Origin of the sequence: Winogradskyella thalassocola (assembly GCF_900099995.1) — a bacterium.
Classification (GTDB): Bacteria; Bacteroidota; Bacteroidia; order Flavobacteriales; family Flavobacteriaceae; genus Winogradskyella; species Winogradskyella thalassocola.
The window spans coordinates 1,179,822-1,200,152 of record NZ_FNCZ01000001.1 but is presented as its reverse complement, the minus strand read 5'-3'; the positions used below and the strand labels follow the sequence as shown (position 1 = coordinate 1,200,152).

Below are 20,331 nucleotides of genomic sequence, written 5' to 3'. Positions count from 1 at the left end.
AATAAATCTAAGTTATTATCAGATGTAAATATAGTTAAAACACGCCTCCAAGCAAATCACAACCTAAATAACTAACGACAAGAACATTAACTCAAAACAGCAGCATAAAACCAAGCATTTGTTCGCAATCTCCAACTCTTTAAAGCGCAAATAAAACCGATTAAATGTTGTTTCATCTTGTAAAAAGTTTAGTTTTGTGACATTAATCCCCTTAAATACATGTGTTTTCCCAAATCAAACGCTGTAATTGTATTATTTGCGTTCTTATTTTTTAACTGGCATTACATAAATGCCCAAGAAAAGCTTGTAGCTAATGATAACACTGCAGCTTGTACTTTTGACAGTTACAAACTGGATTTATTAGTTAAAAACGATAGTCTATACAAGGCTACAATTCTTCTTAATGATGCGATAAGTTTTTCAAAAAAATATAATTTAAAGACCACACTAGCAAAATCCTATAATGCTTTAGGAAATGTTTTAACAAAAATGTCTAATTTTAAGAAAGCCGAAAGTTATCTTGAAAAATCATTACATATCTACGATTCGCTAAACAATAAGAAAGGACAAGACCTTGTTCTATCTGGATTGATAAACTCATATACTCAAGAAAAAAATTACACTAAGTTTGATAGTATTTACCCAAAAGCTCAGCTACTTTCAAAATCTTTAAATAGTGAAATTTACTTTATAAATTTGGAAAACAAAGTAAAACGAGATTACTATAATTTCAACAATAAGAGTTTATTAGAAATGTCGAATATGGGTTTAGAACTCTTAAATAATACCGATTTTTCAACCTTAAATATTTCTAAAGAATATCATACAGAAAACTTAAAGCAAAATTTAATACAATCTTTCAAATATTACAATGCACTTGCACAGATTAAGATAGACCAAACAAATCCCAAAAACTACAACCTCTTATTTTCTTTAAGTGATGAGAAGTTAAAAGCTGCATTAAACACAGATATTAACTCTTATAGAAAACTAGCAACATTCAATTATTATAAATATTTATATTATACTTATGCTAAGAAAGATTTAGATTCTGCAAATAAATACATTTTAAAATCTGACAATTATAAATACGACGCCCTCGCAAATATTGAAAATAAGAACAATAGAAATGGTGACTTAGTTTATAAAATTATAGATGCAGAGCAAAAATTAAACCTCACCAAAGAAATACAAAAAAAAGAAGCAAAGAATTCTCAAACATTTCTAATTAGCACAATCATAGTCAGCACATTACTACTTATTACATTAACTATTTTCTATTTTTATTTTAAGGCAAAAAGAAATATTCTTCTTATAAATGACGCTTTAAAAGCCTCTAATTCTAAACTTATTGCCATTGATAAAGATCGACTTGAGTTTTTCTCAATTCTAAGTCACGAATTACGAACTCCAATATATGGCATTAGCGGCTTAGCAACACTTATAGACCAAGAGAGCGATGACACTAAAAAGCAATCTTATTTAGATTCATTAATATCATCTAGTAATTATTTGTCTATTTTAATAGATAATATTCTTCAAGCAAATCGTTTAAAATTTGAAAAGAAAAATCTTCGATTAAAGCCTGGTAAAATGGCAAAAATTGTTAATCATGTTATGAGTACCGTTGCTGTAGCCGCAAAAAATAAAGGCTTAGAGCTTAAAGTTCATATTGACAAATCTGATGACCAAGAATTTATCTTAGTTGACAAAGTGGCCTTTAGTCAAATATTAATAAACTTGGCTTACAATGCTATTCGATATACAAAAACGGGAAGCATTACTATAAATGTTTTTGAAAAAAAGCGAGACACTAAGAATATTACACTGCGTTTTGAAGTTAAAGATACTGGTATAGGAATTAAAGAAGAACATAGGTCTATTGTGTTTAGTGCTTTTGAAAATAAGACGTTTTTAAATAAAAACAGTAGTGGTTCTGGTTTAGGATTATACATCGTAAAAACCTTATTAAAAAGCCATGATTCAGATATCGATTTTGTTTCAACACCAAACGAAGGCACCTGTTTTTTCTTTGAAATTACCTTTACACTTGCTACAAATGAAGAAAGCCAAGGCATCATATCTGTTAAACCACACAGAGACATGCGCATTTTAGTCGTAGATGATAATAAGATAAACTTATTGATTACTAAAAAGAATATCGAAAAAATAGAAGGCTATAGCTGTCAAACAATCTCTAATGGCAAAGAAGCGATATCTTTAGTGAAGGCAAAAGATTTTGATTTGGTTTTAATGGACATTAACATGCCAGATATGGATGGTTATGACGTGACTAAGCACATTAGAATGTTCAATACCACAATCCCTATTTTAGCACTTACAGCGTTAAATTCTAATGAAATTTCTTTAAGAGCAGAAGCATCAGGAATCGATCAAATTATTACTAAACCTTATATTTTCGAAGATTTTAAAGCCATTATCACTTCTTACAGTGGTAGTAATGACAACTACTGCAAAATTATTGATGCTGAAGCAATATAAGCACTAGTCCATGCATTCTGAAAGTTAAAACCACCTGTAACGGCATCTACGTTTATAACTTCACCTGCAAAATACAGATTAGGAATACGCTTGCTTTCAAAAGTTTTAAAATTTACTTCTTTTAAGTCAATACCTCCAGCCGTCACAAATTCTTCTTTAAACGTACTTTTTCCTGTGACTTGAAAAACAGCACGCGTTAACTGATTAGCGAATGCCTCTAACTGTTGCTTGTTAAGATCTGCCCATCGCATTGTTTCACTTATATCTGAAGCTAAAACCAATTGTTTCCAAAGCCGTTTTGGTAAATCGAATTGGGTTAATTTAACGACTGTCTTTTTTGCAAATTCTTGCTTGAAGTTTTTCAGTTGATCTAAACAAGATTCAAAATCTAATTGGATGAAATTAATTTCAATCTTAAAATTATAATTCATTTTCGCCAATTCAACAGCTCCAAACGCAGAGAGTTTTAAAATGGCCGGTGCACTCATCCCAACATGTGTAACTAGTAATGGTCCGTGAGATTCCAAATCGGTACCGACCACTTTAATTTCTACATTTTTAGCCACCACACCAGGAATATCCTTAATACGATTATCCTTAATATCAAAGGTAAAAAGGGATGGTACAGGGTTGATAATGGTATGTCCTAAATCTTCTAGAAGTTTCCAAACCTTAGGATTACTTCCGGTGGCAATTAATAGTTTTTTAGATTGAAAATCTCCTTGAGAAGTTTCAATGATAAACTCATTTTCTAATGCTTTTAATGTCTTTACAGAATGATTATAAAGCACGTCTACATTATGTTTTTCAGCTTCATTTAAAAAACAATCTATAATCGTTTGCGATGAATTTGAAACCGGAAACATCCGACCGTCATCCTCAATCTTTAATTCTACACCTCGTTCTTCAAACCAAGCAATCGTATCGCCTGTCATAAAACTATGAAAAGGCCCCAAAAGTTCTTTTTCTCCTCTTGGGTAATTCTGCACCAGTTCTGAAGGTATAAATTCGGCATGTGTTACATTGCAACGTCCACCGCCTGAAATTTTCACTTTCTGCAAACCTTCTTTTCCACGTTCAAAGATGGCCACAGACAATTCCGGATGCCGTTCTGCAATATTAATTGCTGCAAAAAAACCTGCAGCTCCACCTCCAATAATTATAATATCTTTCTGCTTATTCAAACCGTTTTATTAAGAAGATTTTGTGAGTTTTTATTTGTGTTTATTAATGACTAATACTACTTTGAGTCAAAGGATAAAATTACAATGATATACATCAAAAGACTAATATTTCTAATATTTATTGTGAGTTCTTGTCAATCTATAGGACAATTAAAAATTGAGTCGCGCATTATTAACGAATTAAAGGAAGTGTCTGCTGCCGAAATAGGCAAAGATTCCGATATCGTGTGGGTCATTCAAGATGCTGGAAATAGAAATAACCTCATCGGATTAGACAAAAAAGGGCACATCGCCAGAAACATTCTTATCAGCAATGCCAAAAATAAAGACTGGGAGGATTTAACTTCGGATCGTGAAGGCAACATCTACATAGGTGATTTTGGAAACAATAATAAAAAGCAGAAAACATTTAAAATCTACAAAGTAAATCACGACGATTTAAATACTGATTCAGCCGTTGCTGAAATCATTGAATTTACACTTCCCGAAGACCAAAAGCCTGAAGATTTTGAATCCTTTTTTATTTACAATAACTCCTTTTACATTTTTAGTAAAGAGAACAAAACATTCAGTGTTTTAAAAGTTAAGAATAGCATAGGAAAGCAGGTCGCAGAATTACATTCGGAATATAAATTTAATGGTAAAAATAATAAAATCACCTCAGCCGATATTAGCGACAATGGCAAAACAGTGATACTCTTAAATCATGATAAATTATGGGAAATCACAAATTTTGAGCGTGATGATTTTTTCTCTGGAGATGTAACTGAACATAAATTTGATCACAATTCTCAAAAAGAAGGCATCTGTTTTAAAACCGACTCTACGATTATCATTACAGATGAAAGAAAAGATTTTGAAGGAGGCTATATCTATTCTTTTAGTTTGAATTAACTTTTAAATGTCATATTCTGAGGCGTTAACCTGTTGTAGCCTTTTAATACAAGATTGTATAACAATAATATCGGCTTCGTTTTTATGATTATCTAAGGCGTCCTTTTTAAGGTTTTTTATTTCTTTAACCACAACTTTGCTATAGTTTTCGTTTAACACATTACTATTTTGAAGTAAATATTGCAGCATTAAAAATAGCTTCTGTACAATAATAATATCGTGTTTGCAATAGGTTCTAAGTGATGCCATTACATTATAAAGCAACTGCTCAAAACTAACCGTATTAATAAATATAAGTGCGGTTTCATCTTCACTGAAATAATAACTTTTATTCTTCTTAGTCATTCGTAATGCGAATAATTCGGTAAGATAATCGATGCAATTAATACAGGTTCCGGGATCATTAATACCTGGCGACATTGCTTTTAGCGCAATTTCGGTTATCTGTTTAAAAGCAAGCACATAATTATCTTCTATAAGTTCGCTATTAGAAAACGTTATGGCTTCAGCTAACTTTTTTTCTAGGTCATCATCGTTGTCACCTTTATATTTTAAAATTGGAATACCTTTTAAAACATACGCTCCTTTAATAGGGACAATTTCAATCTTCAATTGATGTTCTTCTGCTAAATCGGCTAAAGAATTTAAGCTCACATCTTGCATATAGCCTGTTGAATCGGCCATAACTTCTTTCCAATTCGAGGTGTCTTCAAACTCAATATCAAGATGCTTTTCGGCTTCAATCAACTTATCTAATCGTGCTTTCGATTTTTTGAAGATTTTATCCATTATTGTATTCACTTGAATTTCCTGTGAAATAGAATGAATAAAATAAATAAAAGCCCCTAAACTTAGCGTCATAAAAACAATACTCAATAGTACCGAAAAACCAGGTAATTGGTATTTATCACCTTGAGGAGTTATGGAAACTAATGTAAAAATGCAGTAGAGTAAGGTAGAATTATAGATTCCTAAAATAATTTGATGTCTTCTGTTAGATATCAATCCCGGAAGCAATCTCGGTGAAAAGTTACTAGACGCCTGATTTAGTAAAATCATCACCAATGAAAAACTAAACACCATTATTGAGATTAATCCGGCAACAAATGTGGTTAATAAGCTTCTTGCTGTTTCGGCATTATTAACGACTAAAATTGGTGCATGCTCAACGAGGTATTTAGAAATACCTATGCTCTCTAAATAAATCATAAAGAACGCGAAAAGCATCCCAAAAAGACTAATGATTGAAGGATAAAAAGCAATATTACTTTCTAGCTTAACTAATGACTTTATTATATTGTATAAATGCTTTTTCACGTTTGTGCGTTATAGAATTATGAGGCATTGAAAATGATCTTTCAATTTAGCGATAAGAAACGCCTTTATATTTTTACAACTTAACCCAAACGCATTAGGTTTTAATCGGTATCATTTTGTCCACAAACTATCTGTAAAGTAATGTTTACAATCCAAAAAGTTGTTTTCTACTTTGAAATCAGCATTTTCCGCCAAATCATTAATGCCTTCTAAGGCGTATTTCTTTGAGAGCTCCGTCCATATCAATTCATCGTAATCAAAATCAATAAACTCATTTATAGCTTTAAGATGTACCGTTTGCTTTCTAAGACTAACGATATAACTTTTTACATCTCCAGTCATTGGATTATAATGGCAATAAAAATCGAAATCATCAATTTTAAAATCGGCATCTAACTCTCTATTAATTCTAACCAATAAATTCAGGTTAAAACGCTTTGTAATACCATGCTTGTCGTAATACGCATTCTGAATAGTAATTGGGTTTTTCTTTAGGTCAAAACCAATTAAAAGCTTGTCACCATGTTTCATGTTTTTATTAAAAAGCTGTAATAATTCTTCGGCTTTTTCTTCTAGGTAGTTTCCGATATTACCACCTAAAAACAGTAATAAACTAGGGTAATCACTTTGTCTATTATCCTTTAAGATTTCAAAATAATCACCCACTTTTGGATGTATTTTTAAAGCTGGTAATTTTTCTTTTAATCGCTGTGTGAGAATGTCTATAGCTTCTTGAGAGATGTCTATTGGGATATAATGAAAGTCCACATTGTTATTCACTAAATATTCTAACAGTTTAAACGTTTTAAAACCATCACCAGCACCCAATTCCACAATATTAAAAGGTCCTGAAAATTTCAAGGCTTCACTAATTTGTTTGGATTGCATAGACAAAATCTCAAACTCTGAATTGGTTGGATAATATTCTGGCATATTCATTATTTCCTGAAATATGCGACTGCCATTATCATCGTAAAAATACTTAGATGGCAAGTGTTTATTTTTGGCAGTTAAGCCTTTAAGCACATCTTTTGAAAAGTTATCTGTCATTTATTTTGCTAATCTAATTCCTGAAAACAGCCAACGCATGTCTGGCTGAAAAAAATTTCTATAAGTTGGTCTGCAATGATTTTTTGAAGTTGCCACTGAGCCGCCTCGCAATACCATTTGATTCACCATAAATTTACCATTATACTCACCTAATGCACCGTCTACTTTGGTGTAATTAGGATAAGGTAAATAGGCACTATTGGTCCATTCCCATAATTGACCATAATTAAATTTGGATGACGCTACTTCCCATTCGAACTCGGTTGGTAAACGCATGCCCTTCCATTGTGCAAAGGCAAAAGCTTCATAAAACGTAACATGAGTTACAGGTAAGTCGCCATTAACCTCAACAAAACCGTTAAGCGTATATTGCATCCATTTCCCATCGACCTTGTGCCAATATAATGGAGCCTTTAAATCATTATTCTGTACAAAATCCCAACCTTCAGCATGCCAATAATTAAAATCTTCATAACCACCTGCATCTATAAATGCTATGTATTCTGAATTGGTGACGAGTTGATTTGAAATCTCAAAATCATGAAGGTATACTTTATATCTTCCTAATTCATTATCAAAACAAAACCCTTCAGTATTATGACCAATTTCATAAATGCCTTCTTTAATTTGAAGAAATTTTTGAGGTTCGTTTTCTGCTTGTAATTGAATTTTATAATCTAAAATAGGAAACGAAGGCTGGTTCCCGAAAATATATTTGATATCGTAAATTAATAGTTCTTGATGCTGCTGTTCGTGCTGTAAACCAATTTCGATAATATTTGAAATATCTTCAGAAACACCTTTAGAAATAAATTCTGAAAGTTGCGCATTTACATAAGCTCTATATTCTAATACCTCTTGCAACGTTGGTCGTGTCATTAAACCACGTTCAGCCCTCATAACGCGTTTGCCAACGTTGTTGTAATAACTATTAAAGTAATAGGCAAAATCGTCGTTAAACACTTTGTAACCTGACTGATATTCAGTCAACACAAACTGCTCAAAAAACCATGTGGTATGTGCCAAATGCCATTTGGGAGGAGACACAAATTCTGCGGGTTGGATGGATACATCTTCAGCCTGAAGCGATTTACAAATCAGTTCCGTTTGATGTCTAACGTCTAAAAATCGTTCTTTTGAAATACTATGTTCTGCTATGGTTTCCACGTATAAATTATATTATTTCAGTTTCAAAAACGACTTCGCTTGCTATAGTTTTGTGCACAGGGCAACGTGACGAAATTTCTTTTAATCGGTCGCTTTGTTCAGTCGTTAAATCGCCAATGAATTTTAATTTCTTACTAATGTGATCTAAGTATTTTGGTTGCTCTAAAACAAGATTTAAATCGTCGCTATGTTTTCTAGAGTGCGAAATGTACACATAAACCTCTCTCAGATCCCACTTTTTTCGTTCGGCATACATTTTCAAAGTCATTACTGTACATGCTGCTAATGCGGCATTGAGATATTCGTATGGTGAAGGACCAAAATCACTACCACCAACACTTGCAGGTTCATCCGCTATTAGTGTATGATTTTTAGTCTGAATGGATGTCGTAAAATTATCTTCAACAATATTAAGATGTCCAACTAATTGTTCACCTTCGGTATCTAACATTACATTTTCAACCTTAGGAAAATAACGTTTTGCCCAAGTCCCTATAACTTCACCAACATAATGGCTATCCTCTTCTTTTGTTAATAAATGATCTGCATTGTCTAGCGTCACAAAACTCTTAGGATGACGCGCATTTTTATACAATTGCTCAGCATTTTCAATACCTACGATTTTATCGAAAGGCGAATGCATAATCAACAAAGGTTTACGTAAATCTTTAACTATTTCAGGTAAGTCTGTTTTATCAAATTCTTTAACGAAATCTTGATTAATTACAAATGGACGACCACCAATATTTACCTCTACATCTCCTTTTTCTTCAGAGTCTTCAACCTGATGCGAAAACAAATGCTTCACATGATTTACTGTTGATGGTGCACCCACAGTAGCAACCGCTTTTACAGCGTCTATTTTTGAAGCTGCAACCAATACTGCTGCACCACCTAATGAATGCCCAACAAGTAAACTTGGTGCGCTGTAATGTTCAGCCATGTATTGATGTACATCTAGTAAATCATCGACATTTGCAGAAAAGTGACTATCAGCAAATTCGCCTTCACTCCGACCTAAACCTGTAAAATCGAAACGCAGTACAGCAAATCCATTTTGAGTTAAGGCTCTACTCACGTTTCTAACAGCATTTAAACTACTGCTGCACGTAAAACAATGCGCAAAAATGGCATAGTAATTTGGTTTTTGATTGGCGGGTAATTCTAAATTCGCATTTAGAGTTATACCTTTTCTATTTTTTATTTTGAGTTTTGTGCTTTTCATAACCTAAGTTTAGTCTTCAATAGTTACACCTCTCCAAAAAGCTACATAATTTTTAATTCCTTTTGCTAACTCTGATACTTCTGGGTAAAACCAGGCTGCATCTTTATTTTCCTTGCCATCAACTTCTATAGTATAATACGATGCTGTACCTTTCCAAGGACATACGGAATGCAATTCACTAGGTTTAAAAAATTCTTTATTTATACTCTCATGAGGAAAATAATGATTCCTTTCAATTACTATAGTGTCATTACTCTCTGCTATGACTTTATTATTCCAAATTGCTTTCATCTTTATTGCTTTATAATATATAACAGAAATTTCTTTAAACGATTTCCGTACACGTAATTTCTATCTATATTCAGGATTTTCGAAAGACCAATGGGTACCACTGACCCATGCTTCTCGAGAATTACCGTAATTGCTATACCCCTTATTTTCTTTCAGCAGTCTTGCTAAATGTAAAAGATTATAGGTCATAAATGTGGTATTTCTGTTTGTAAATTCAGAATCAAATCCTACTGGTGGGTTAATGGTTTTATCCTTCCATTTGGTATCCCCATAACTCGGTCCTGGTCCTACTTCTCCAATCCATCCACAATCGGCTTGCGGAGGAATAGAATACCCAACGTGTTGCAAGGCATACAATATACCCATAGCACAGTGTTTTACTCCATCTTCATTACCCGTTACCATACATCCTCCTACTTTACCGAAGAACACATATTGTCCTTTATCATTGGTCTCTCCACTCATGGCGTACAAACGTTCAATTAACTTTTGAGCTTCAGAAGATTTTTCACCTAACCAAATTGGTGTTCCTACGATTAAAACATCTGCTTCACTCACTTTTTTATAAATACTTGGCCAATCGTCTTTTTCCCAACCGTGTTCTGTCATATCTGGATACACACCAACGGCCACATCTAAATCTATAAGTCGAATTGTTTCAAAAGAAACCTTCTCCTTTTTTAGAATATTTTGAGACACCTCCATAAGCGTTTCTGTATGACTTACAGCAGGTGATTTCTTTAATGTGCAATTGATGTATAATACTTTTAGTTTTGAAAAATCCATAGTTCTGTTTTTTTATAAAATTAAAAATTAAGAACTGCAACTCAGCATTGAGCAACCGACCTTATGCCTTGCCCATTCTGGTCGTTTAGCAAACCATTTTTCTTGCTCTAGTTGCTCATCGTAAGGTTTTTTTAATACTTGAAATAATTCATCTACCAAACCATAATCACCCTCATCTGCTTTATCAATTGCTAATTGCGCCATATAATTTCTAAGCACATATTTAGGATTCACAGCATTCATATTTTTTTGACGTTCTGAATCTGTAATTGTCTCCTTTTGCAATCTTTGGTCGTAAGCTTTGAACCAAACTTTCCATTGCATTAATTTATCTTTTGTGAGTTCTTCTGGTTTATAAAATGCGTTTTCAATTATTTCTATACCATTTTCAGGATGATCTTTTTTGTAATTCGCTAATAATCGGAAAGCTATCGTCATGTCGGTTTCAGATAGCAACATGCAATCTTCAAAATTTGCCAATAATTTAGCATCTTCTTCAAGTTCAACTTGCAGTCCTAATTTAGAACGCATCATTTGAAGTGATTGCTTTTCAAAATCAACTTGATACTGATTTAAAATCGCTTCTATCGGTTCGGCTTCTTCAATCAACGGATATAATGCATTGGCTAATTGTAGTAAATTCCAAAGTCCAATATTGGGCTGATTACCAAAACGGTAACGTTTATTCTGCTTATCTGTGGTATTTGGCGTCCATCCGAAATCAAAATCTTCGAGCCATCCATAAGGTCCATAATCTATGGTTAAACCTAGAATGGACATGTTATCCGTATTCATAACTCCATGTACAAAACCAACGCGTTGCCAATGGATAATCATATCTAAAGTGCGTTGTGTCACGGTTTCAAAAAGTTCGATATAGGTTTCTTTTGAAGGCTTACCCAATTCGGGATAAAAGTATTTTAAGGTATAATTGGTTAACTTTTTAAGGTTTTTGATATCATTACGTGCTGCAAACAATTCAAAATTACCAAACCGAATAAAAGTCGGTGCTACTCTAGCGACTATGGCTCCTTTTTCATAATCGGCATTACCGTTGTAAAGCATATCTCGCAGAACGTCATCTCCAGACAACATTAAACTCAGTGCTCTTGTTGTTGGCACCCCTAAATGGTGCATGGCTTCACTACATAAATATTCGCGAATTGAAGAACGTAACACCGCTAATCCATCCCCTTGTCTTGAGTATGGTGTCTCTCCCGAACCTTTAAGTTGAATTGCCCAACGTTTATTATTTTCTTCAACTTCAAATAAATTAATCGCTCTACCATCACCTAATTGTCCTGCCCAATTCCCAAACTGATGACCAGCATAAGCCATGGCATACGGTTTTGTTTTTGGATAAATTTTTAAACCTGAAAAAACGTCTAAAAAATCTTTTGATTTAATAGCAGCTTCATCTAAACCAATGGCTTTGACCATCTCTTTTGAAGCATGAATTAAATTTGGTTGTGATGGAATTCTAGGATTCACATAAGAATGTGTCGCTTCAGAGACTTGGCGTCTCGTATTTTCCGCAATAGGATCTGATGGTAACTCTTTACTAAATGTATCTTTTATTTGTAACTCCATCTATCTAATTTAGCATTTAAGTTATGGTACACCGGATGCAGGATGCAATTAACCAATTAATAATTCAATTCATTATAAAAATACGATGACATTTTAACTCATATAAAAATTAATAGTTGAGTTAAAAGAATATAGAAACTTTACAAAAGTTTTATCTCTTTGAAAATTAATTAGAAACCAAAACCTAATTTAAAAGCGAAACGCATACCTTCATCGCTATTAAATGCTGATAAGTTAAGCGTCATCATATCCGCTGCGATGGCATAGATCCCACCACCTAATGAGGTATGCCAAGTGTCCGAATCTTCATTATCTAACCAAACTCTACCGTAATCAAAGCCACCATAAAAGCCCATGTGCAGTGGCAATACGCTAGTTTTAACCTTTTTTACATTTAGTCTCAAATCTGTACTCTGCACAAATGCACTTTTACCATTAAACCTATTATTTCTAAAAGCACGCAAGCCATTATCAGCTCCTATGGTTGCTCCTTGGTAAAATTCAAAATTATCACCTAAATTAAAATGGCCTCTTAATTTTGACGCTAGAATTAACTGACCGCTTGGTACTAATTTATAATCCACACCAAATTCTGAAATAACATAACCAAATCCTTTTTTTGTATCTGTATTATTTCTATAACCACTTTGCAAACTAAAAAGCATTCCTAAAGTAGGAAATGCTTCATTGTCCGAGTTAGAAAACTGATATTTGGCATCTGCACCGTAATAATTATTTTTAATTTCTGCATTATCACCAATAAACTGGTTTATAAATCTCTCGTTAGTATCTTCAACTTCTATAGACTCATAGGTTAACCCAAATTCAAAACTTGCTCCATATCGACCATTCCAAATTAAGGTTGGTGCAAATTTTAAAGTTTCAAGTTTTACTCTATTATAATCCATGTTCACATCTAAACCATCATTCTCATCTTCTTCTGGATTAGATGAATCGTTACCAAAACCGAAGAAATTAAAAGCATAATTTGGACTTGTAAAATGGACTTCTAAACCTAAATTAAAACGACCAATCACATTTGCAAATTCACCTTTATAATTCACATCAAAACCTTGTGTGGCAAAATAATATGATGCAGCCAATTGGTGCTTAGACGTAAATGGATTACGTTCAAACCCATAAGTGGTATATGCATTTACAAAACCCATTTTAAACCCATCATCTGGATTTGCTCCTATAGACGGAATTAGCTGATTGGTACTATTTTTTAATTTTTTGTAATCATAGACATTCGTTTTGTAATCATCTGTAAATTTTTTATGTCCTTTGTTTGTTACAATCGTATTCTTTTTTGATTTATAATCGTAGTAAGTCACTCGTTTTCCATTTTCAATAACATATTTGTCATTGTTTTGTCCTCCAATTAACCTGAGTTTTATAAAGTCATCCCCATCACCTGTGATATTAAAAACATCATCATCATCTAAAGCGTAGATCCAGATTTCTTTTGTGTCATCGCTATTATAAGTACGCTCATGAAATTTATCGGTTTTTTCATCGCCTTTAATACGGTAAGCCGTTACTTTAGTTTCACCATTTGGCATACGCTCAACATCGAACCAATCGTCCTTGTTGGTGCCTTTAATCACGGCATATTTATTAATTAATTCGTAATAACGATTTGATATTTTTTGAAGATTATCGCGCCTAGCTTTTAACGTTCGCTTAATCTCATCAATAGAAGCATTAGGCATTTCATCTGGTATATTAAAAAAAGCCTTCTCAATGATCTCATCAGTAATATTCTGTTGTATCAGTTTTACTTGTGCATCCCAAATCTCTTTTCCTGATTGCGTGATAATCTCCTTATCTAAAGGATACGGTTCCGCATTAACTCCTTTTACGTCTTCCAAATCTTCCGAGTACGCTCTTAGTAACCGTGCAGTTGGCATTAGTTTTACAGCTGCTCCTAATAGAAAACCGTCGGACATAATTGAAAATGCTTGGTCTCGATCTCTTGGCATTGGTCTATAAATGTCCTTACCATTCTCCTCAAACTCAATCCACCTCCATTGATCTTGATGCCTGTCCCAATCCCCAATAAGCATATCAAATAATCGTGCTTTAATGTAAGCTGTTTCATCAACTATGATATCTTCATCTTTGTGAATCTTTTTCATCATATCTTCCGTTGATACTAATTCATTTTGAAAACCAAAACTTGCTTTATCACTATGACCTTCTGAAGTATGCTCTTCAATCATATATAATTCATCACCAAACTCATCATTGTATTCCCCTAAACGTTCTTGTTTTGGCACATAATATAACACAGGATTTGTATGATAAACACCTATTGCATCTGCTAAATCACCAACTGCAAGTGGTGCATAAGGATAGGAACCTGTAAAGACATCTAAAATTAAATTTTCGGTAGCCGTATCATCAAATTGACCTTCAATATACTGCTCTTTAAAAAGTACCGCTTGTAAATATTGAAGTGCTTGTTTTCTCACAGCTCTCATGACGTACTGCGCCCCATTTTTATCTTCTAGTCGTAGCGATTTTGATTGATTTCCACCACCTTTTCTCACAGGTATTAATCCTCCAAACAAGGTATCTAATGCTACATTTGGCGCTTTAACTTTTGTACTGTATTCTTTTCTATATCGATTTCCCCAAAGAAACTTACCAAAACCACTAACATCTGTTTCCTCCTCAGTATAAATAGAGGCTAAAGTATAAGATGATACATTATCATAAACCTCTTTTATCGGGGTTTTATTTACAGGAAAAACCTCAGCCTGAAACACGTCTTTCTGCTCTTCAATAGCAAAAAAAGCAACATGCGAAGAACCATCTTTATAAACAATGAGTTTAGCATAACCCGGAATGGCATAACCAAATAAACCAGAACCTACATTACGTACAGCAGATACCTTAGAACCAGAACCCGAAACAATTTGATGTAAATTATCTTCTATCAAATACTGCATATTGTGTTCATGACCAGACACAAAAACCACTTTTTCATTGGCTTGTGCTAAAGTGACTAAGCGTTTTTTAAGCTCGTTATACATTTTGTTCTGAAGATCCACATTTGCAACACCACTTGTTTTTCTAATAATATTTTTAAGTGTTCCTAAAATTGGTAATGGAGACATATGGTCCATAAAACTAAATTGACCACCATGCGAACCATTAGTATACATTGGATGGTGAATCGCTACGATAGTCGTTTTTCCTCTAGCCTTTTTTATGAGACTATCAAACTCATCTAAAAAGCGTTGCCTTGTTTTAATTTCACAGTCATCATTAATAGTGGGTTGATCGTTCCAATTATTTATATACCAATGAGAATCTATTATAATAAGCTCTACGGCATCTGAGACATGAATCTTATCAATAGGGCAACCATCAGAAGGCAAAAAACTATCTTTACCAAGTGCTTTAGTTACTATTTTCTCCTGATCTTTTAAACCTGAAATACCCGAATACCAATCATGATTCCCTGGAATAAAAATAGTTTCTCCTTTGAAATTTTTAACAGCTTCTGTTTGAATCTTAATGCGATGCTTTGCTAATTCATAACCCTCTTTAGATTTATCAGGAAGTCCTTTTGGATAGATATTATCCCCTAAAAAAATGGCCGTACTATTTTTGTCGGCGCGCTCTAGTTCTGCTTTAAAGGCTTTTAGGGCCTCAGAACTTTCACCTAAATCCGAATTACCTGCATCTCCTATTAAATAAAAACTATGCTCTATTTCTTTATGTATTGGCATTGCTTTTTCTGAACCAACAACCACTTGTTTTTTAAATGTAGCACATGAATTGCTAACAGCAACTACAGCTAATAATAAAGCAAACTTGTAAAATATTCTCATAAAAAATTAGGTTGGTTATCAAAAATACGAATTACAATTGCGACATACTATTTGTAAAAAAAGTAATGATGATATAAAACGTGTTTTTTTTCAATATTCGACACAGAACGTAATTATCCTAAACAAATACCGACTAATCGTTAGTCGTTAAAGTATTTATTACATTGCAACAATATTGGAATTAATATAAGTTTCAAATTTTAGAAGCTCAAAAAGATTATAAAATTCCTTAATTTAGTCTCTTATTCCCAATTCATGGAAAACATATTATTAGAAGCCGAAAAATTTGTCGTTCACCTTTTGAATGAAAAATTAAACAACACCTTTGTTTATCATAATCTAACTCATACACAATTAGTTGTTGCAGGTGTAAAAAAACTCTCTGAAGCTTCAGGTTTAAATGATAAAGAAAAAGAACAATTAGAATTAGCCGCTTGGTTTCACGATACTGGTTTTACTAAAGGTGTCGAAACACATGAAAAAGAAAGTGTAAAAATAGCTTCAGATTTTCTAAAAAAGCGAAATTATACCAACGACGATACACAAGTAATTTTAGATTTAATTTTAGCTACTGAACTAAATCATAAGCCCATTAACTTATTAGAAAAACTAATAAGAGATGCTGATTCCTCTCATATAGGGAGTAAAAATTATACTGGAATTTGTGAACTACTCAGAAAAGAATGGGAGCTAACTTGCGACAAAGTACTAACCGATGCTGAATGGCTTGATGAGAATATTAAGTGGCTCACCACGACGCATCAGTTTTATTCTGATATCGCAGCTTCGAAATGGGAAGAACGAAAAAGCAAAAATTTAGCACAATTATTAAAAGATCAAAATAAATTAAAACAAGCCAACATAAAGCTTCAGCAGAAGAAAGATCAACTTAAATTTAAGAAAAGTAAAATTGAACTTCCTGAACGCGGTATAGAAACAATGTTTAGAGTGGCCCTTAGAAACCACATTACCCTGAGTGATATTGCAGATACCAAAGCAAATATTTTACTATCCGTAAATGCTATTATTATTTCTTTAGTCATTTCGAATTTGATTTCTAAACTGGACAATCCTTCAAATGGATACTTAATATTACCTACAGCTATATTTGCCTTATTTACAGTAGTCTCTATCGTTTTATCAGTACTCGCCACGCGACCAAATGTGACCAGTGGAAAATTCACAAAAGAAGATGTTGCCAATAAAAAAGTAAACCTTTTATTCTTTGGTAATTTTCATAAAATGAAACTCGATGAGTTTGAATGGGCCATGAGTGAAATGATGCAAGACAGAGATTATCTATATGGATCGTTAACAAAAGATCTTTACTTTTTAGGTCTCGTTCTCAATAGAAAATACAAATTATTACGAATTACTTACACTGTATTTATGGTAGGAATTGTGGTAAGCGTAATCGCTTTTGCAGTCGCTTTTAAGTACTCTGGTTTAGCCACACGTGCAACAACACTTTTGTAAATTAAACGAATAGATTAGATTATTCCGACAGATAGCTGTGCTTAAATCGTTCTGATTGTAAGACGAATTAAGCCTTAATTTCTTTCATTAAATCATCGTAAGTATAGAAGTCTTTGTCGTCTTTATTTTTATGGTATAAAACACTAACCCTAATTGCTTTTAGACCTGTGACAGCTTGTAAATCTTGTAGCTCTACAATTTCAACATCATTATCTAAATACTTTTTAGATTGTAAAAACTTAATATACCTTAAATATTCTACTTCATCTTCTCGTTGAGAATAGACAATGCTTATTTTTCCTTTTTGTGTAACCCGTTCTTGGGTGCCTTTTATAAAAGCTTTATCAACTCGTTTTTTTACAATTTCGTATCTAGCATTATACGTGCCATCGACATCAAATTGTTTTTCATCCATTCTAAAACTGATGGATAACGGTTGATTAAACACTAAAATCATAGAAGCCACATCTAATGCTATTGGAAAATCGGACTGCATTTGATAGTACATATTTTCCATTTCTACCATCACTTGCAATTGCCATAGCCTAAGATTGTATAAATATATTGGGTTAAAGCTATCTTCCTTTGTAATAGATTCACCTATATACATGTTATGCTCAACTCCATCTGTTTTAAAACGTTCAAAATAGTGTGGGTACATTAGTTGAGCTTCGACCTGTTTTTGATCTAATAACGATGCCATTTCTTTATTAATCAAAGAAATTGTATCATCATAAAGTTTTCTATGATGGTACAAAGCATCTGTTCTATCATCTATACGCGTAAAATACGTATCTATCTCTATTTTTAACTTCTCAATTGAGTAAAGATGCTTTAAAATTGGCTCTATCTCATTTTTAATAAAACTTGAAATTTGATGCTCACTATCCACCTGAAAATGAACCTCAATATCATTTAAAAATTCATTTAATTGATAAATGTATTGCTCATAAATTGGCAGCTCTTCGATTTTAGACGCGCTTTCTAATATTTTTTTCACAGTATTTAACTGCAATGCTAAGTCTAGTTGTGTTGCCGAATTTCTAGCTTCAGACGAGCCCTTAATATCTATTTGCCCATAGAGAGGGTATATATTTTCAAATGCTATTTTATTGAAATTTGAATTTGTACCATTCAAACGATTTTTAATAAAATTCTTAGCTTCTTTTTTAAATCTCCAATGCACACTAGGATGAATGGATGTACATTCTTTTTGAATAATCGCTTCAATTAAATTGGCTTCATCGTTTTTAGATCGCTCAACTGCCGACACAATATATGGCATTACATCAACCAATTTATTGGCATTGATACTATTTAAAACTTTAGGCTGCTTAGATACAATTTCTAAAATCCCCATTAATCCATCCTCATTAGCTATTGGTGCAAAAATAGCACTTTTAATACCTTGATTCTGCAATACTTTAATGTGAGGAGCCCTACCTTCTGAAAGCTCAAAAGATTTTTCTACATCTGATACAGAAAAATATTCATTTTCCCTAAGAAGTTTATTATATGACCACTCGCACAATGCATCAGCACAGTTTTTGCTTTCCATGTCATTCAATAAATAACTATTCATCCCAACTCCATAGACACGCTCAAAAGCATCATCTTCTTCATTGTAGATAGAAAATCCAACTTCAATATTTTTCAATCCAAACAACGATTGAAAAATTCCGGAAAAACCCTGCATAAAACTTTCGTTTTTACGCTTCTCTTTACCAATTAATGTCGACTTAATATTAGAAATTGATTGGTCGTCTGTTACATCAAATATATTTGAAATGACAAAACCTTTAAACGTGTAACTATTTAAAGGAAATTTCTCTTTCCACAAATCAATATTTTCAAAATTATCTAGTAATTCGTTATAATCGTCTTGTGTAATTTTAACGGCATTCTCATTAGGAGTTATTTCTGTAAAATCTGCATTATACAAAATCTTATAATAACGCATAATGCCATTTGAATCTGGTATTTCGTAAAAAAGAGGTCTTTTAAAATTTAAATCATACCCATAGCAAAAATTCAAAATAATAGCACACTCAGTGATGTATCTTTGATTTTCTGGCAAATTCTTCATCTCTAGTTCAAAATCATCACCTGCCGTTTTTAAAATAGATCTAAAGCGTTCTGATGAATTGAATATGAAATTATGATAGGGGACAGACGCTGTTTTAATCTCATTTTTAGTTAAAATTGGACTAAAGGCATCTTGAAGAATAACGTTTATTTCTTTTTCATGTGTTTTAAAAACAGAAAAATCACTAAAGCCTTCTCTTAAAATAGGATTATTTTTAGCTACTTCTAAGACACGCTCTGCATTAGCTGAAATATAATCATTATCATCTAGGATTAGGTTCTCATACTGTTTAAATAGCTTATCGAAGCTAATTTTAATCACTAGAGAAGAGTCTATGTTATCATTAATATCCAAAGAAAGTAGTTTTTTATATAGGCAAAGTTACGTATTTCTAATATAGTCGATAATTACAACACTATCTTACATGATAAATTGTTGTTCCTATTAGACATTAAAAAAAGTTTAAAACCCTAATTTACCATAAGTCCAATTAGAACCATCACTTATAAAAATAAGTGTTTTATTTAAATTTCCACCTCCGACAGCTGTTGTCATATTCACAACAGTTGTACTAGACGTACTATCACCTGCAAAAAATTCAACTCCTGCTCCTTGAGTTAGAATATAAGCTGTTTCTGTATCTGTAATATTTCTTAATATGTAGATTCGTCCTGGTACAGTTCTTGGATCTGGTAATTCAAAATCGGCATTACCAAACGTAGGTGTCAGATTAATATATACACCATCATCAATAGAGGTTGCAGCACCACTTGGCCCTCCATTTAAACTCACAACTTTAAGAGATAAGTTTCCGTTTATATCTAACGTGCTTTTGGGATCTGTAGTACCAATTCCTACTTGGGCCAATGCATTATTAGTGCATAATATGAGCGTAATTAAAATGATTAAATTTTTCAT

Annotated in this window: 14 protein-coding genes; 3 read left to right on the top strand and 11 right to left on the bottom strand. The window is 32.8% G+C overall.

Annotated elements, in window-relative coordinates; all coding sequences use genetic code 11:
* Positions 1-219: 219 nt before the first annotated feature.
* Positions 220-2,502: a response regulator gene (locus BLT80_RS04950; protein ID WP_092466455.1), complete on the top strand. Its 2,283-nt coding sequence runs from the start codon at positions 220-222 to the stop codon at positions 2,500-2,502.
* On the opposite strand, the gene BLT80_RS04945 is transcribed toward BLT80_RS04950, so the two are convergent.
* Positions 2,469-3,686, bottom strand: coding sequence for a BaiN/RdsA family NAD(P)/FAD-dependent oxidoreductase (locus BLT80_RS04945; protein WP_092466454.1), 1,218 nt, complete (start codon positions 3,684-3,686; stop codon positions 2,469-2,471). The genes BLT80_RS04950 and BLT80_RS04945 overlap by 34 nt on opposite strands.
* Positions 3,687-3,770: 84 nt before the next feature.
* On the opposite strand from BLT80_RS04945, the gene BLT80_RS04940 reads away from it, so the two are divergent.
* The gene (locus BLT80_RS04940; protein ID WP_092466453.1) at positions 3,771-4,580 is read left to right on the top strand and encodes a hypothetical protein; all 810 of its coding nucleotides are present in this window, start codon (positions 3,771-3,773) and stop codon (positions 4,578-4,580) included.
* Between the two features lie 3 nt (positions 4,581-4,583).
* Here the strand turns inward: BLT80_RS04940 and BLT80_RS04935 are convergent, their stop codons facing one another.
* The 8 genes from BLT80_RS04935 to BLT80_RS04900 all read right to left on the bottom strand — a co-directional run bounded on the left by BLT80_RS04935 (position 4,584) and on the right by BLT80_RS04900 (position 15,851).
* Positions 4,584-5,897: a DUF2254 domain-containing protein gene (locus BLT80_RS04935; protein ID WP_245710112.1), complete on the bottom strand. Its 1,314-nt coding sequence runs from the start codon at positions 5,895-5,897 to the stop codon at positions 4,584-4,586.
* Between the two features lie 111 nt (positions 5,898-6,008).
* Positions 6,009-6,947, bottom strand: coding sequence for an L-histidine N(alpha)-methyltransferase (locus tag BLT80_RS04930; protein WP_092466452.1), 939 nt, complete (start codon positions 6,945-6,947; stop codon positions 6,009-6,011).
* Positions 6,948-8,105 (bottom strand): ergothioneine biosynthesis protein EgtB, encoded by a 1,158-nt coding sequence (egtB, locus tag BLT80_RS04925; RefSeq protein ID WP_092466886.1) that lies wholly within the window; start codon positions 8,103-8,105, stop codon positions 6,948-6,950.
* 16 nt (positions 8,106-8,121) lie between these two features.
* Positions 8,122-9,339: a bifunctional alpha/beta hydrolase/OsmC family protein gene (locus BLT80_RS04920; RefSeq protein ID WP_092466451.1), complete on the bottom strand. Its 1,218-nt coding sequence runs from the start codon at positions 9,337-9,339 to the stop codon at positions 8,122-8,124.
* A 9-nt stretch (positions 9,340-9,348) separates the two neighbouring features.
* The gene (locus tag BLT80_RS04915) at positions 9,349-9,630 is read right to left on the bottom strand and encodes a DUF427 domain-containing protein (RefSeq protein WP_092466450.1); all 282 of its coding nucleotides are present in this window, start codon (positions 9,628-9,630) and stop codon (positions 9,349-9,351) included.
* 60 nt (positions 9,631-9,690) lie between these two features.
* The gene (locus tag BLT80_RS04910; RefSeq protein WP_092466449.1) at positions 9,691-10,416 is read right to left on the bottom strand and encodes a flavodoxin family protein; all 726 of its coding nucleotides are present in this window, start codon (positions 10,414-10,416) and stop codon (positions 9,691-9,693) included.
* 27 nt (positions 10,417-10,443) lie between these two features.
* The gene (locus BLT80_RS04905; RefSeq protein WP_092466448.1) at positions 10,444-12,006 is read right to left on the bottom strand and encodes a protein adenylyltransferase SelO; all 1,563 of its coding nucleotides are present in this window, start codon (positions 12,004-12,006) and stop codon (positions 10,444-10,446) included.
* Between the two features lie 170 nt (positions 12,007-12,176).
* Complete coding sequence (locus BLT80_RS04900; RefSeq protein WP_092466447.1) at positions 12,177-15,851, bottom strand: metallophosphoesterase; 3,675 nt, start codon at positions 15,849-15,851, stop codon at positions 12,177-12,179.
* Positions 15,852-16,106: 255 nt separating this feature from the next.
* Between BLT80_RS04900 and BLT80_RS04895 the strand changes: the two genes are divergently transcribed.
* The gene (locus BLT80_RS04895; RefSeq protein ID WP_092466446.1) at positions 16,107-17,327 is read left to right on the top strand and encodes a Pycsar system effector family protein; all 1,221 of its coding nucleotides are present in this window, start codon (positions 16,107-16,109) and stop codon (positions 17,325-17,327) included.
* Between the two features lie 67 nt (positions 17,328-17,394).
* On the opposite strand, the gene BLT80_RS04890 is transcribed toward BLT80_RS04895, so the two are convergent.
* Entirely contained in the window at positions 17,395-19,767 is a 2,373-nt protein-coding gene (locus BLT80_RS04890; protein WP_092466445.1) for a GAF domain-containing protein, read from the bottom strand.
* 108 nt (positions 19,768-19,875) lie between these two features.
* Positions 19,876-20,331: a hypothetical protein gene (locus BLT80_RS04885; RefSeq protein ID WP_092466444.1), complete on the bottom strand. Its 456-nt coding sequence runs from the start codon at positions 20,329-20,331 to the stop codon at positions 19,876-19,878.

Excerpts from the sequence above, each read along its gene's own strand:
- BLT80_RS04950 (WP_092466455.1), top strand. The coding sequence starts at position 220 with ATGTGTTTTCCCAAATCAAACGCTGTAATTGTATTATTTGCGTTCTTA.
- BLT80_RS04940 (WP_092466453.1), top strand. The coding sequence starts at position 3,771 with ATGATATACATCAAAAGACTAATATTTCTAATATTTATTGTGAGTTCT.
- BLT80_RS04930 (WP_092466452.1), bottom strand. The coding sequence starts at position 6,947 with ATGACAGATAACTTTTCAAAAGATGTGCTTAAAGGCTTAACTGCCAAA.
- BLT80_RS04920 (WP_092466451.1), bottom strand. The coding sequence starts at position 9,339 with ATGAAAAGCACAAAACTCAAAATAAAAAATAGAAAAGGTATAACTCTA.
- BLT80_RS04915 (WP_092466450.1), bottom strand. The coding sequence starts at position 9,630 with ATGAAAGCAATTTGGAATAATAAAGTCATAGCAGAGAGTAATGACACT.
- BLT80_RS04910 (WP_092466449.1), bottom strand. The coding sequence starts at position 10,416 with ATGGATTTTTCAAAACTAAAAGTATTATACATCAATTGCACATTAAAG.
- BLT80_RS04905 (WP_092466448.1), bottom strand. The coding sequence starts at position 12,006 with ATGGAGTTACAAATAAAAGATACATTTAGTAAAGAGTTACCATCAGAT.
- BLT80_RS04900 (WP_092466447.1), bottom strand. The coding sequence starts at position 15,851 with ATGAGAATATTTTACAAGTTTGCTTTATTATTAGCTGTAGTTGCTGTT.
- BLT80_RS04895 (WP_092466446.1), top strand. The coding sequence starts at position 16,107 with ATGGAAAACATATTATTAGAAGCCGAAAAATTTGTCGTTCACCTTTTG.
- BLT80_RS04885 (WP_092466444.1), bottom strand. The coding sequence starts at position 20,331 with ATGAAAAATTTAATCATTTTAATTACGCTCATATTATGCACTAATAAT.